Genomic DNA, 13,559 nt, shown 5'->3' on the forward strand with positions numbered 1-13,559 from the left:
ACGGACATCGCGTTTGTTTCCTTTTCCTCCAGCCAGAGCGATACGCCCGACCACAGTGCAAGTTGTGGCACGCCGATCGGAAAGACCCGGGCATAACGTTTGAGTTCGTGCAGCGCCTAGCCCTCCCAGCGCGGCCATTCCTCATAGGCGGTGGCGAGGCCGGCCTCGCGGCCGCGCAGGAAGACTTCGGCGGCGCCGGAGATGCCGACCAAGGTGCTGTGGGACGAGGGTCGTCGCATCAATTTTACCAGTTGCAAGGTTTCGGCGGCGGCCTGGACGCTCTCGGCATGCCGCCCGGTACGCGCCAGGGCGAGCGCCAGCGCGCCCTTCGCCGAGATCTGCGCGGCAAGATCGACCGATCCGAGCATCGCCGAGCCGATCAGCCGGAGAATGTCGACGGCCTCGCGCGGTTGATCCGTGTGCAGCACGCACAAGGCCTTGCACCGCAAAGCCCAGATCTCCTGCTGGATGTTGCCGGCATTCTGGGCACGGGAGAGAAGGGCGATTGTCGTCGGTTCGACGGTTGGGATGGCTATCCGAACGGCTTGCGCGATGTTCTCGGCGTCATCGCCGCCGGAAAGATCAGGCATGTCGTGTTCCTCTCCGGTGACGAGCATCGCGGCTGCGTCGCGACCGCGCAGTTGACGGAACTGAACGGCACACCGATCACAACCGTTCATTCGATCCATACCGCCGCGATGTACGCGCCCTATCCCTTCGCAAACGGGATCGACGAGGACATCGTCAAGCAGGAAACTTTCGAGTTCGACTACATGGCCAAGCGCTATCGCTGCATCGTCGGAGCGGCCCGGCCGGCTCCCAGAGATGGCGCGACGTTCCTCCGCGTCTGGCAGGACGGCAGCGATTGGAAGCTCGACTGCGAGTATGCGGGGGCCGTGCAGACGCTCGTGCTCTGATCCCGTCGTCGCACGCGCGGCGGTCAAGGCATTGCCGTTCCCGCATGGCTCGTCGACGCGCCCGTTGCTTGCGGTCTTGCAGGCTACGAACTCCACGCAAAGGCACATTTCAGGCCGCTCGTCGCGGCCGTTCAGGGTGCCGAACCCACGCAGTTTCACAGTCCGGCGTCGTCGCTTGACAGTCGGTTCAAAATAAACTTAACATGTTAATGGATTGAAGCTTCCCGATGAGGAGCAAAGGGAAGCTTCAAGCGACCGGGGAGGTCTGCCCGCCGGATAACCTTCATTTGATGTGAAGGCCCTGGCGCGTGCATGCGATGCTCGCCGCGTGTGAACATGGGGTCGACAGGGAGGAACCAATGAAACTGAGCAGACGGAACTTGATGAAGACCGGCGGTGCATTTCTTGCCGCACCCTTCGTTCTGAAAATGGGCGTGGCGCGTGCTCAGGAAACAGTCACGCTGAAGCTGCACCATTTCCTGCCGCCGGCATCCAACGTCCACCAGCGACTGTTGACGCCATGGGCGGAAGCGCTGGCGGAGCAGAGCGGTGGTGCACTGAAAATCGACATCTTCCCGGCCATGCAGCTCGGCGGAAAGCCGCCGCAGCTTTACGATCAGGCCTCCAACGGCGTCGTCGATATCGTCTGGACCTTGCCCGGCAACACGCCCGGGCGTTTCCCATCCACGGAAGTGTTCGAACTTCCGTTCGTGGCGGCAAAAGAGGCCACCATCAATGCGCAGGCCTGCCAGGAATACGGCCAGACGCATGTGCTCAAGGAAACCGGCGATACGCAGCTCCTCTGCTTCTGGGCGCACGATCAGGGCCTGATCCACACCAACAGGGAAGTGAAGACCGCTGAGGACCTCGCCGGCCTGAAGCTTCGCAATCCGACCCGCCTTGCCGGTGAAGCGCTGGCGGCGCTGGGGGCGACGGCGGTCGGAATGCCCATTCCGCAGGTTCCGGAGGCGCTGGCCCAACGGTCGATCGACGGCTGCGTCATCCCCTGGGAAGTGGTTCCCTCGATCAAGGTGAACGAGCTCACCAAGTTCCATACCGAGATCCCAGGCTCGCCGACGCTCTACACCGCGACCTTCTTCCTGGCGATGAACAAGAGCAAGTATGACGGCTTGCCGGCCGGCCTGAAGGCCGTGCTGGATGCCAACAGCGGCATGACTTTCGCCAAGAAGGCCGGCGAAATGTGGGACAGCGTCGGTGCCGAGGTGCGCGCCGCGATCGAAGCGGCCGGAACCGGAACAATCAGCACGATCAGCGAAGACGAGAAGGCCAAGTGGGTGGAGGCGACCAGGCCCGTCCATGACAAGTGGATCGAGGACATGAAGGCCAAGGGTCTCGATGGTAAGGCGCTGATCGCTGCAGCGCAGGAGCTTGTCCAGAAATATTCGAGCACTTGAAACCTCAGCCGGTTTTATCCGCCTGAACGCGCCGCTGCATGATCAACAGCTCGAGGCCTCAATGATGGAAGATGTTGGATACGAGGAAGCGGTCAAGTTGCCGCGCCGCCGCGAGGTCGAACGCCTCGCCTCCGGGTTGGCACTGATCGGCGGCACGCTTCTCTGCCTTGCGGCGGGACTGGTCACCGTCAGCGTGCTCGGCCGTTGGCTGTTCAACCGGCCGGTGCCGGCCGACTACGAGCTGGTGGAGGTGGCGGTCGGGGTCGCCGCCTTCTCCTTCCTCGGATACACGCAGGCGCGCAACGGTCACATTGCGGTCGACACCTTCACGCTGGCTCTTCCCGATCGCGTCACAAGGGTCATCGATGGCCTATGGGACCTGCTGCTGGCCGGTTGCCTGGCGTTTTTCGCCTGGGGCCTGTTCACCGGTGGCCTGGAGGCGAGGGGATACGGGACGACGCTCATCCAGCTGCCTTGGCCGATCTGGCCGGTCTATCTCATCTGCGCCGTGCTGGCGGCGCTGGCGTCCCTTATCGGACTGTGCGTTTCCCTGCTGAAAATCGGAGGCGGCCGATGAGCGGTTTTGCCATTGCCTTCCTGGGCTTCGCAGCCATGCTGCTCCTGATCGCCATCCGGATGCCGATCGCCCTTGCGATGCTTGCAGTGGGTGCTGCCGGCTATGCCTTTCTCTCCGGTCCGCATGCGCTGGTCTACTACCTGCAGACCAACACCTACAGCCAGTTTGCGAGCTATACGCTTTCCGTCATACCGCTCTTCATCCTGATGGGCGCGCTTGCCGAGCAGTCGGGCATCGCGGCAACGCTGTTTCGCGTCGCCGAACGGGGCTTCGGACGGTTCAAGGGCGGAATGCCGATGGCGGTGATCGCCGCCTGCACGGGCTTCGGCGCGATCTGTGGCTCGTCGGTCGCGACCACCGCGACCTTCGGCCGTGCGGCCCTGCCGGAACTGCGCCGGGCGCGGGTCGATGCCGGCCTCGGTACGGGGACGATTGCCGCCGGAGGTACGCTCGGCATCCTCATTCCCCCGTCGGTCATCCTGGTGATCTACGCGATCACTGCCGAACAGAACATCGCCAAGTTGTTTCAGGCCGCCTTGGTGCCGGGATTGCTCGCGGCGGCCTTCTATCTCATCGCGATCGCGGTCGTCGTCCGGCGCAGACCCGATCTCGCGCCGCCGGTGACGGCGACCGAAGTTGCACCGACACCCCGTCCGTTCTGGGCAAGACCCGCGGGATTGGCCATTCTTGCCGGTGGCGCCGCCGGCTGGCTGATGGGTTCGCTCGGGACCGTCGGCGGGGTATTGCTGGTGATTTTCGGCCTGCTTCTGCTGGCGGCGGATTTCGCCATCGTCTCGGCCGCGGCGGTCGCGGTCACGGTTGTCGGCGGTATCTATGGCGAGGTGTTCACGCCGACGGAAGGTGCTGCGGTCGGCGCCGCGGTAACGCTGGCAATAGGACTTTTGCAGAGGACGCTGAGCCTCTCGGCGCTGAAGAACGCCCTGCTGCAGACGGCTGAAACGAGCGGAATGATCTTCCTGATCCTGCTCGGCGCGGAGGTCTTCGGCGCGTTTCTGGCGCTGACCCAGATGCCGGCGACGCTGGCCTCGATGGTCGGACAGTCGGGCTTGCCGCCCTATGTCGTCATCTGCGGCATGCTCGTCACCTACCTCGTGCTCGGCGCCGTCATGGATGAACTGGCGATGATCCTGCTGACGTTGCCCGTTTTCATTCCGATCATCCTGACGCTGGACCTGGGCATGCCGACCGAGGACGTTGCCATCTGGTTCGGCATTCTTGTCCTCATCGTCGTCGGCATCGGCCTTTCCGCCCCGCCGATCGGCCTCAACGTCTTCATCATCAACAAGCTGGCTTCCGACGTTCCGATCATGCAGACCTATCGCGGCGTGATGCCGTTCGTGGTCGCCGACCTGATCAGGCTGGTTATCGTCACGCTGTTGCCTGGCGTCGCGCTGGCGCTCGTCCGGTTGCTGAATTGAGGTTCGAGAGCCCTGTCGGCCCGGCGCGGATTATTGGTCCTTCCAGCTATGGAACATGGCGGCCTGGCCGGCATGTTCGCCGTTGGCGCGGGTGAGTTGCCAGACCGTCGCACCCTCGATCCAGAAACGGCGGCCGGACTTTGCGATCCGCAGGCCGCGATAATTGGCGATGAACCCCTTGGCGGCGACGCCGTCGAGAAGGCACTGACGTTCCGCGCGGTCCGGCGCCTCGGCCGAAAGGCGCGACGGCATGCCGACGAACTCCCGCCAATCATAGCCGAAACACGCCTGGGCGGTTCTGTTCGCGTAGAAGAAACGCGGATCTTCCGACCTGTCGTGCGCAAGCAGCGCAAAGGGTGCGCTCTCGTAGAGCCACCTGCTGTCGATCGGATGATCGACCAGGTCTCTGCCCGTCACCTGGCGGAAACTTGTGACCATCAGGGTGAAGGCGTCCTCGCCATCATACTCGGTTGTCATCGCCCCTCGTCTCCGTGCCCTGTCGTCGAGGTGCGCCTCAGGCGCTGAGGGCCGGGATGAATTTTCCGTCATAGCGTACGCGAAAATTCCGGCGCTGGGCATCTTCCTGGAAGCAGACGAACACCAGTTCGAGGTCGTTTGCGCTGCTGCGCCTTCCGAGCAGGCTAAGCGTGATCACGATCACGCCGCCATAGGTGCGGGTCAGGCTGATCGCGGCTCTTCGAATTTCGTTGGTGCCGGCGTCGTCCCGGTCTTCGCGCCGTTCATAAACCTGCCAGAAGGGCGAGGATTCCCAGGCCGAACGCAGCGCTTCGGTGATCTGGTCCTTGAACTCCTCGACCGATCTGCCCTTGCTCCACGAGACGGTCTTTTCGGTGTGGTCGGCAAAGATATCGAGATAGCCGTCATAGTCGTTCGCATCGGAAAAACAGCGCTCGATCATCCCGAGTGCCACTTCGTCGGAAACTGCTGCCTTGAAGAATATCGTCATCGAATCGCCAACCTTGCCTTGAACGCCTATCTAGTCAAAGCGCCAAGGATGTATCTAGTCCCCAGAATGCCGGATCAGTGCCGCCGGAACGACTTTCCCGTCCCGAGCGCGAGCGACAGAAGGCCCACAAAGCCGTCATTCTTGCCAAATTTTGCCATCGACGCTAATCTTCTCCCATGAGCACGATGAACATATCCCTCCCGGACTATCTGAAAAGCTTCGTCGATGAGCAGGTCGCCGGGCGAGGCTATGGGACGAGCAGCGAGTATATCCGGGAGCTGATCCGTCGGGATCAGGACCGGCTCAATCTGCGCCGGCTGTTGCTCGACGGCGCCGCATCCGCGCAGGCCGAGCCAGCCGACGCCGACTATTTTGCCGGCTTGCGCCAGCGGGTTGGCGGCCGACAGCCGAAGTGAGTGGCAGGCCGATCATTCCGCGCGAGCTGGCCCGCAACGATGTTGAAACAGCAATCGATTTTTACGCAACGGAGGCGGGGCCGGACGTCGCTCTCGGATTTATCGACGCGCTTCAGGGCGCCTTCGACCTGATCGGCGCCCATCCAGAGTCCGGATCGTTGCGATCTGCGTACGAATTGACACTCCCTGATCTGCGCAGCGTCGGGTTGAAGAAGTATCCCTACATCGTCTTTTATCGCCCGCAGGCGGACCATATCGACGTGTGGCGCGTGCTGCATGCCAAGCGGGATATCCCGCAATGGATGCAGGGCTCGAACGAGCTCTGACGCTTCGGTCCCTGGCTGTAAACTATTGGTTGCCTTGGGAAAGCTGAGGCAAAAACGTTGCGAAACCTCGTCGAAACGAGACGAAATTTCTAAGGCTTGGCACAACCAGGGTCCGCGTTCCCTCGCGCTCCCACACGCCGGCCGATAGGTTCTGAGGGAGCATCAACACCGGAGACCCGCATGAAACGCCTCCTCATTCTCGGCGCCACCCTTGTCGCGCATTTTGTGACCCCTGCGCTGGCACAGGAACCGACGAAGCTTCTCAACGCCTCCTATGACGTTTCGCGCGAACTCTTCGTTGCTGAGAACGAGGCCTTCATCAAGCAGCATCCGGGCGTGACGATCGACCAGTCGCATGCCGGCACGTCGAAGCAGGCCCGCTCGATCCTCGAGGGTCTCGAGGCCGATGTCGTGACCTTCAACCAGACCACCGATATCGAGTTCCTGGCGAAGAACGGCTTTGTCGGCAAGGATTGGGCGAAGGCGTTCCCGAACAATGCTTCGCCGTTCTATTCCTTCCCGTCCTTCCTGGTGCGCAAGGGCAACCCGAAGAACATCAAGGACTGGTCCGATCTTGCCCGTGACGATGTCCACGCCGTCTTTCCCAATCCGAAAACGTCGGGCAATGCGCGCTACACCTATCTCGCAGCCTATGCCTGGGCCAAGGAGGCCTATGAAGGCGACGAGGCGAAGATCGAGGCCTACATCACCAAGATCTTCGACAACGTTCCGGTCTTCGACACCGGCGGCCGCGCCTCCACGACCACCTTCGTCGAGCGCGAGACCGGCGACGTGCTGATCACGTTCGAGGCAGAGACGCGCAGCATCGCCAAGCAGTACGGCGCCGACAAGGTCGAGGCTGTCATTCCCTCGGTCAGCCTGCTTGCGGAGTTCCCGGTCGCGGTCGTTGACAAGGTCGCCGAGAAACATGGCACGCAAGCGCTCGCCAAGACCTATCTCGACTTCCTCTATACCGAGGAAGGCCAGCGCATCGCCGCCGAGTTCGGCCATCGCGTGCGCAACGAAAAGGTCGCCGGCGAGTTCAAGGATCAGTTTCCGGCCATTCGCCTCGTCAATGTCGACGATGTCTATGGCGGATGGAGCAAGATCCAGAGCGAGCACTTTGCCTCCGGCGGCATCCTGGACAAGCTCTACGGCAGCCGCTGATCGCCACACGACTCGCAATCAGTCAGCCCGGCAGACGAATCGTCTGCCGGGTTTCACCATGACATGACAAGGAAATGAACGCTTGAGACGCAATGTCCTGCCCGGGTTACGCCTGTCGCTGGGGGTGACGCTGCTGTATGTGAGCCTGATCGTCGTTCTGCCGCTGGCAGCCCTCGTGTTCAAGGCCGCAAGCCTCGGCCCTCTCGACTACTGGCAGATCGTCTCGTCGCCGCGGGCACTCGCCAGCTATCGCGTCACCGTGACGGCCGCCCTTGGCGCGACGCTCTTCAATCTCTTCTTCGGCTTGGCGCTCGCCTGGGTGCTGGTGCGTTATCGCTTTCCGGGGCGCCGCATCGTCGATGCCATGGTCGACCTGCCGTTCGCATTGCCGACGGCGGTGGCCGGCATTTCGCTGACGGCGCTCTTCACCAGCAACGGCGTGTTCGGCTCGATCCTCGACGACTACGGTATCAAGGTCGCCTATACGCCGCTCGGCATCATGATCGCCATGTGCTTCACCTCGCTGCCCTTCATCGTGCGCACGGTGCAGCCAGTGCTGGAGGACCTCGATCCGGCGCTGGAGGAGGCCGCCCAGTCGCTCGGCGGCTCGGATGTCGCGATCTTCCGCAAGGTCATTCTGCCGCTGCTGACGCCGGTGCTGCTCGCCGGCGTGTCGCTCTCGTTTGCCCGTTGCCTCGGTGAATTCGGCGCGATCATCTTCATCGCCGGCAACCAGCCGATGTCGACCGAGATCACCGCGCTGCTGATTTTCATCCGGCTGGAGGAATACGATTATCAGGCAGCCGCCGCGATCGCGTCCGTCCTGCTGCTTACAGCCTTCCTCATGCTGGCGGTAACCAACTGGCTGCAGGCGCGGGCGCTGCGCTATACGCAGAGGTCCTGACCATGAGTTTCAAGAAAACCGTACGCACGCTGCCGCGGGTCGGCGACGGCCCCGTCTTCCGCCGCGCCTTGATTGGCATCGTGCTCACGCTCGGCGCACTCCTGATCCTCGCGCCGCTACTGATCATCGGGGTCGAAGCCTTCTCCAAGGGCTGGCAGGTCTATCGCGACACGATCCTGCATCCCGACACGCGCCACGCGATCATGCTGACCGTACTGGCGGCTCTGATCGCCGTACCCGTCAACACCGCCTTCGGCGTTGCCGCCGCCTGGGCGATTACCAAGTTCGATTTCCGCGGCAAGGGCTTCCTGCTGGTCGTGATCGAGATCCCGTTCTCGGTTTCTCCCATCGTCGCTGGCGTCGCCTACCTTTTTGTTTACGGTTTGCAGGGCCTGTTCGGTCCGACGCTGGACGCTTATGGCATAAAGATCCTGTTTGCCATCCCCGGGATCATCCTTGCCTCGATGTTCGTCACCGCGCCGTTCGTCGCCCGCGAGCTCATTCCGCTGATGCAGGCCCAGGGGCGCGACCTCGAAGAGGCGGCGGCCTCGCTCGGAGCCTCGGGCTGGCGCACCTTCTTCTCTGTCACGCTGCCGAACATCAAGTGGGCGCTGCTCTACGGCGTCATCCTTTGCAACGCGCGCGTGATGGGCGAGTTCGGCGCGGTTTCGGTCGTCTCTGGTAACATCCGTGGCCAGACCAACACCCTACCGCTGCATATCGAGCTGCTCTATCACGATTATCAGGCGGCGGGCGCTTTTGCGTCGGCCTCCATCCTCGCGGTCATCGCCGTTTTCACCATCATCGCCAAGGTCGCTCTGGAGCGCCAGGGGGCGGGCCGCGTCCGCCCAGTCGCCAATCCCGCGGAGAATGCATCATGAAGATCCGGCTTGACCACGTCGTCAAGACTTTCCAAACCTTCCGTGCCGTCAAGGACGTTTCGCTCGAGATCGAAAGCGGCGAACTCGTCGCCTTGCTCGGCCCATCCGGTTCCGGCAAGACGACCATATTGCGCATGGTTGCCGGCCTCGAGTTTGCCGATGGCGGTCACATCTATTTCGGCGACCAGGATGCGACCGACATCCCGGTGCGCGATCGCGGCGTCGGCTTCGTGTTCCAGCACTATGCGCTTTTCCCGCATATGACCGTGGCGCAAAACATCGCCTTCGGCATGGAAGTTTCGAAAACAAAGCGCGACAAGGCGGCCATTCATGCGCGGGTCGCCGAACTCTTGCGCCTGGTGCGCCTCGAAGGGCTCGGCGAACGGTTTCCGGCGCAGATCTCCGGTGGCCAGCGCCAGCGCGTCGCGCTTGCCCGCGCGCTTGCTGTCGATCCCAAAGTGCTTTTGCTCGACGAGCCCTTCGGCGCGCTTGACGCCAATGTTCGGCGCGAGCTTCGCCGCTGGCTGCGCGAGATCCATAGTGAGCTCGGCATTACCACGCTCTTCGTCACCCACGACCAGGAGGAGGCGCTCGATCTCGCCGATCGCGTCGTGATCCTGAAGGATGGCCACATCGTCCAGCAGGGAACGCCGGAAGAAGTCTGCCGCGAGCCAAAGTCGGCCTTCGTCATGAAGTTCCTCGGCGATGCCAACATGCTTTCCGCCGAGGTGCGTGATGGTCGGGCCTATGCCGATGGCGCGGTCATCGAGGTCTCCGGGATCGCGGACGGCAAGGCTGAGCTCTACGCTCGCCCCGTCGATCTCGACTGGGCGGTCGGCGGCCCTGGAGTTGCAGCCAGTATCAGCCGGGTGATGGACCGTCCGGGCGGCCGCCGGGTGATCGCGACGACCGGAAGCGGCGTGCCACTGGAACTGGACCTGGAACCGGAACGGGCCGTGAAGGCCGGCGACGCGGGCTATGTGACGCTGCGCCGCGCAACTGTGTTTGCAGTCTGAGGTCCGCTCGCTCGGACCGATGGCGCTTCACACCAGGCGCAGCGAGCTCGGCTTGAATTCGAGATATGCTGCATTGCGAAAAAGCCGGCGCGGCAATACAGTCGCGCTCTTCTCACTGCGGTCGCGAAGATGAAGCCGAGCGGACTGAACGTACTGGTTATCGACGAGAATCGCATCCGCGCCGCCATCATCGAAGAGGGGCTGCGGGACGCGGGCTATGACCAGCTCACCGTCATCGACAACATGCACGGCCTCGCGCGTCGCATCGCCGATCTCAATCCTGACGTCATCGTCATCGATCTCGAAAACCCCAACCGCGACATGCTGGAAAGCATGTTCCAGCTTTCGCGCGCGGTGAAGCGCCCGATCGCCATGTTCGTCGACAAGTCCGATGAGGCGTCGATCGAAGCGGCCGTCGAGGCGGGCGTTTCGGCCTATATCGTCGACGGGCTGAAACAGGAGCGGGTACGCCCGATCCTGAAGATGGCGATCAGCCGCTTCAACGCCTTTTCCCGCCTCAACCGCGAGCTCGAGGAGACGCGAGGCGAACTGGAAAACCGCAAGGTGATCGATCGCGCCAAGGGGCTGCTGATGCGCTCTCGCGGGCTCAGCGAAGACGAGGCCTATGCGTTGCTGCGCCGCACCGCGATGAACCAGAACCGCAAGATCGTCGAAATCGCCCAAAGCCTCGTCACGGCGGCGAGCCTGCTCGATCCGGGAGGAAAGGAATGACGACGCGCCACGCCATCACCGCCGGTTTCGTGCCGCTGCTCGACAGCGCCTTGCTCGTCGTCGCCCGCGAGATGGGCTTTGCGGAAGAGCAGGGGATCGACCTTACCCTCCTGCGCGAACGCTCCTGGGCCAGCATCCGTGACCGGCTTGCGGTTCGCCATGTCGATGTCGCGCATATCCTCGGTCCCATGCCGATCGCCGGCAATCTCGGCCTTAACGTTCCGGCGCCGGAGATGATCGTGCCGATGTCGCTCGGGCTCGGCGGCAATGCCGTGACTGTGTCCCAGGCACTTTGGCAGCGGATGGCGGATAACGGCGCGACCGCCGATCTCGACGCACGCGCAAACGGCGCGGCTCTGCGCAAGGCCATCGAAGCGCAGGCGGGCGCGGCCCTGCGCTTCGCGGTCGTGCATCCCTATTCCGGGCACAATTACGAATTGCGCTACTGGCTGGCCGCGAGCGGCATCGATCCGGATCGCGACATCGAGATCGTCGTGCTGCCGCCGCCCGACATGGGCGATGCGCTCGCCGAAGGCGTGATCGATGGCTATTGCGCGGGCGAGCCCTGGAACACCTTTGGCGTGCTTCGCCGCGGCGGGCACCTGGCGACCGTCAAGGCTGCGATCTGGCGGTCGAGCCCGGAAAAAGTGCTCGGCGTCAACGCGCGATGGGGGGCGACCAATCCGGAGGCGATGGCCGCCTTGCTCGCAGCGCTCCACCAGGCCTCGCTTTGGTGCGCGCGATCGGAAAACCACGAGGCGCTGGCAGCACTTCTGGCAAAGCCCACCTATGTCGGCCGCGACGCCGAGCTGCTTCTTCCCGCCCTCAAGGGCGCACTGCCGGTCGGCGGTGGTGAAGTCAGGGCGATCAACGACTTCTTCGTTCCGAATGCCAAGGCGGCGACCTTCCCCTGGAAGAGCCACGCGCTGTGGTTCTACACCCAGATGGTGCGCTGGCGGCAGATCGAGCACACCGCCGAGCGCCAGCGCATCGCCGCGGAAACCTATCGGCCGGACATCTATCGCGCCGCATTGAAACACCTCGGAATTGCCATGCCGTCGGCAAGCGCCAAGGTGGAGGGTGCCTTGACCGTCGAGACGCCAGTCGGCTCGTCGGGCGCGCTGACGCTTGGCCCGGACGGGTTCTTCGATGGCGGACGCTTCGATCCCGATGACCTCGACGCCTACATTGCCGCGCAATCTGCCCGCTGAAAGCGCAACGCCTAATTTATGCGCACTGCACAAAAAATGGCTTCGCACTGCACCAGGGAGCATCACATATCTGGTTGCATCAGAATATCTGTTTTAAGTTTTTCTTTTAGATCAATAGCTTGCTGAAACTGGCACGCTGATTGCTTATATATTCGTAGGCCTTCGGGCCACGAGATCGGTGTCCAACGACGGGCGCCCACCAGCAAAGCCGCTGATCGGGAACTGCGCGCACGGATCTGCCCGTGTCGCGGCACGCCCGGCCAGCGGTTTTTTTGTTTTCAACCCCAAGATGGAGCGGCACGACCTTGTCGGGCCACGGAGAAGCCATGTCTGAGAACAAGCAACCACGATTGGCCAGTGAACCCGCCACCGCGTTGTGGATGTCCACTTTCGCCTTCACCATCTGTTTCGCCGTCTGGACGATCTTTGCGATCATCGGCATCCGGATCAAGCAGGACCTTGGCTTGAGCGAAGCGCAGTTCGGCCTGCTCGTCGGCACGCCGATCCTCACCGGTTCGCTGGTGCGCATCCTGCTTGGTGTCTGGACCGGACGCTACGGCGGGCGTCTTGTTTACACGCTCACCATGCTGGCCGCTGCGCTCGCGACCTTTCTGCTCACCTATGCGACGACCTATCCGCAGATGCTGCTTGCCGGACTTGGCGTCGGTCTCGCCGGTGGGTCCTTTGCAGTTGGAGTTGCCTATATCTCGCCCTTCTTCCCGCCAGAAAAGCAGGGCACAGCACTCGGCATCTTCGGTGCCGGAAATGTCGGGGCAGCGGTGACGAAGTTCCTCGCGCCCTTCATTCTTTTGGCCTGGGGTTGGCAGGCCGTCGCTGAGATCTGGGCGGCCGCGCTTGTTGTCACAGCGGTCGTCTTCTGGTTCACGACCAGCGATGATCCGGCCTTCCGCAGCCGCCGCGAGCGCCAGTCGCCGCAGCGCAGCCTGCTCCAGGAGTTCGCACCGCTGAAGAACGCCCAGGTCTGGCGCTTCTCGCTCTATTACTTCTTCGCCTTCGGTGGCTTTGTCGCCCTTTCGCTCTGGCTGCCGCGTTACCTTGTCGGCGTCTACGGCTTCGATATTGCCGTAGCCGGCATGGTCGCCGCCGCCTATTCCATCCCCGGCAGCATCTTCCGCGCCTTCGGCGGCATGCTTTCGGACCGCAAGGGCGCCCGCAGCGTGATGTATTGGATGCTCGGCGTCTCGGCGGTGGCAACGCTGATCCTGTCGCTGCCGGCCGCGGGCGAGGGTCATGCCTTCGGCGTCTCGCCTGCCGTTTTCATCGTCGTCGTCTTCGTGCTCGGCTTCGTCATGAGCCTCGGCAAGGCCGCCGTCTACAAGCATATTCCGGCCTACTACCCGGACAACGTCGGTGCGGTCGGCGGCATCGTCGGCATGGTCGGCGGTCTCGGCGGCTTCGTCCTGCCGATCGCCTTCGGGCTTCTCAAGGATGCAACCGGCCTCTGGTCGAGCTGCTTCCTGCTTCTCTTTGCCGTCGTCGCCGTGTCGCTCATCTGGATGCACTTCTCGATCCGCCAGATGGAGCGCCGCGCGCTCTCCCTTCCGACGGCTGCGGCCGCCTGACCAGATAA

At 63.0% G+C, this 13,559-nt stretch carries 16 protein-coding genes; 13 read left to right on the forward strand and 3 right to left on the reverse strand.

Going from position 1 to position 13,559, the window contains the following annotated elements; genetic code table 11:
* Window positions 1–116 precede the first annotated feature (116 nt).
* Window positions 117–590: a hypothetical protein gene (locus tag XB14_RS33405; RefSeq protein ID WP_077966805.1), complete on the reverse strand. Its 474-nt coding sequence runs from the start codon at window positions 588–590 to the stop codon at window positions 117–119.
* Window positions 591–593: 3 nt separating this feature from the next.
* On the opposite strand from XB14_RS33405, the gene XB14_RS33410 reads away from it, so the two are divergent.
* The 4 genes from XB14_RS33410 to XB14_RS28130 all read left to right on the forward strand — a co-directional run bounded on the left by XB14_RS33410 (window position 594) and on the right by XB14_RS28130 (window position 4,348).
* Entirely contained in the window at window positions 594–917 is a 324-nt protein-coding gene (locus XB14_RS33410) for a hypothetical protein (protein WP_077966806.1), read from the forward strand.
* Window positions 918–1,276: 359 nt separating this feature from the next.
* Window positions 1,277–2,332, forward strand: coding sequence for a TRAP transporter substrate-binding protein (locus XB14_RS28120; RefSeq protein ID WP_077966807.1), 1,056 nt, complete (start codon window positions 1,277–1,279; stop codon window positions 2,330–2,332).
* Between the two features lie 61 nt (window positions 2,333–2,393).
* A complete protein-coding gene (locus XB14_RS28125) occupies window positions 2,394–2,909 on the forward strand; it encodes a TRAP transporter small permease (RefSeq protein ID WP_077966808.1) in 516 nt (171 codons plus the stop codon).
* Entirely contained in the window at window positions 2,906–4,348 is a 1,443-nt protein-coding gene (locus tag XB14_RS28130; RefSeq protein ID WP_077966810.1) for a TRAP transporter large permease, read from the forward strand. Before XB14_RS28125 ends, XB14_RS28130 begins: the two co-directional genes overlap by 4 nt.
* 30 nt (window positions 4,349–4,378) lie before the next feature.
* On the opposite strand, the gene XB14_RS28135 is transcribed toward XB14_RS28130, so the two are convergent.
* Together XB14_RS28135 and XB14_RS28140 are read right to left on the reverse strand one after the other, a co-directional pair.
* Window positions 4,379–4,825 carry an MEKHLA domain-containing protein gene (locus XB14_RS28135; protein WP_077966812.1) on the reverse strand — a complete coding sequence of 149 codons (447 nt, stop codon included), beginning with the start codon at window positions 4,823–4,825 and terminating at the stop codon, window positions 4,379–4,381.
* Window positions 4,826–4,862: 37 nt separating this feature from the next.
* The gene (locus XB14_RS28140; protein WP_077966814.1) at window positions 4,863–5,315 is read right to left on the reverse strand and encodes a hypothetical protein; all 453 of its coding nucleotides are present in this window, start codon (window positions 5,313–5,315) and stop codon (window positions 4,863–4,865) included.
* A gap of 176 nt (window positions 5,316–5,491) precedes the next feature.
* Between XB14_RS28140 and XB14_RS28145 the strand changes: the two genes are divergently transcribed.
* The 9 genes from XB14_RS28145 to XB14_RS28185 all read left to right on the forward strand — a co-directional run bounded on the left by XB14_RS28145 (window position 5,492) and on the right by XB14_RS28185 (window position 13,551).
* Window positions 5,492–5,731, forward strand: a complete 240-nt coding sequence (locus tag XB14_RS28145) for a type II toxin-antitoxin system ParD family antitoxin (RefSeq protein WP_077966816.1) — start codon at window positions 5,492–5,494, stop codon at window positions 5,729–5,731.
* Window positions 5,728–6,057 (forward strand): type II toxin-antitoxin system RelE/ParE family toxin, encoded by a 330-nt coding sequence (locus tag XB14_RS28150; protein ID WP_077966827.1) that lies wholly within the window; start codon window positions 5,728–5,730, stop codon window positions 6,055–6,057. The genes XB14_RS28145 and XB14_RS28150 overlap by 4 nt, the downstream gene beginning before the upstream one ends.
* A 180-nt stretch (window positions 6,058–6,237) precedes the next feature.
* Window positions 6,238–7,224 (forward strand): sulfate ABC transporter substrate-binding protein, encoded by a 987-nt coding sequence (locus XB14_RS28155; protein WP_077966828.1) that lies wholly within the window; start codon window positions 6,238–6,240, stop codon window positions 7,222–7,224.
* A gap of 82 nt (window positions 7,225–7,306) precedes the next feature.
* On the forward strand, window positions 7,307–8,128 hold the full coding sequence (cysT, locus tag XB14_RS28160) for a sulfate ABC transporter permease subunit CysT (RefSeq protein WP_077966829.1): 822 nt from the start codon (window positions 7,307–7,309) through the stop codon (window positions 8,126–8,128).
* Between the two features lie 2 nt (window positions 8,129–8,130).
* On the forward strand, window positions 8,131–9,009 hold the full coding sequence (gene cysW / locus XB14_RS28165) for a sulfate ABC transporter permease subunit CysW (RefSeq protein WP_077966830.1): 879 nt from the start codon (window positions 8,131–8,133) through the stop codon (window positions 9,007–9,009).
* Window positions 9,006–10,025, forward strand: coding sequence for a sulfate/molybdate ABC transporter ATP-binding protein (locus tag XB14_RS28170; protein WP_077966831.1), 1,020 nt, complete (start codon window positions 9,006–9,008; stop codon window positions 10,023–10,025). Before cysW ends, XB14_RS28170 begins: the two co-directional genes overlap by 4 nt.
* 129 nt (window positions 10,026–10,154) lie before the next feature.
* A complete protein-coding gene (locus XB14_RS28175; protein ID WP_077966832.1) occupies window positions 10,155–10,757 on the forward strand; it encodes an ANTAR domain-containing response regulator in 603 nt (200 codons plus the stop codon).
* Window positions 10,754–11,968 (forward strand): CmpA/NrtA family ABC transporter substrate-binding protein, encoded by a 1,215-nt coding sequence (locus XB14_RS28180; RefSeq protein ID WP_077966833.1) that lies wholly within the window; start codon window positions 10,754–10,756, stop codon window positions 11,966–11,968. The genes XB14_RS28175 and XB14_RS28180 overlap by 4 nt, the downstream gene beginning before the upstream one ends.
* A 326-nt stretch (window positions 11,969–12,294) precedes the next feature.
* On the forward strand, window positions 12,295–13,551 hold the full coding sequence (locus XB14_RS28185) for an MFS transporter (RefSeq protein WP_077966834.1): 1,257 nt from the start codon (window positions 12,295–12,297) through the stop codon (window positions 13,549–13,551).
* Window positions 13,552–13,559 lie beyond the last annotated feature (8 nt).

Source organism: Ensifer adhaerens, assembly GCF_002007205.1.
Lineage (GTDB): Bacteria > Pseudomonadota > Alphaproteobacteria > Rhizobiales > Rhizobiaceae > Ensifer > Ensifer adhaerens_D.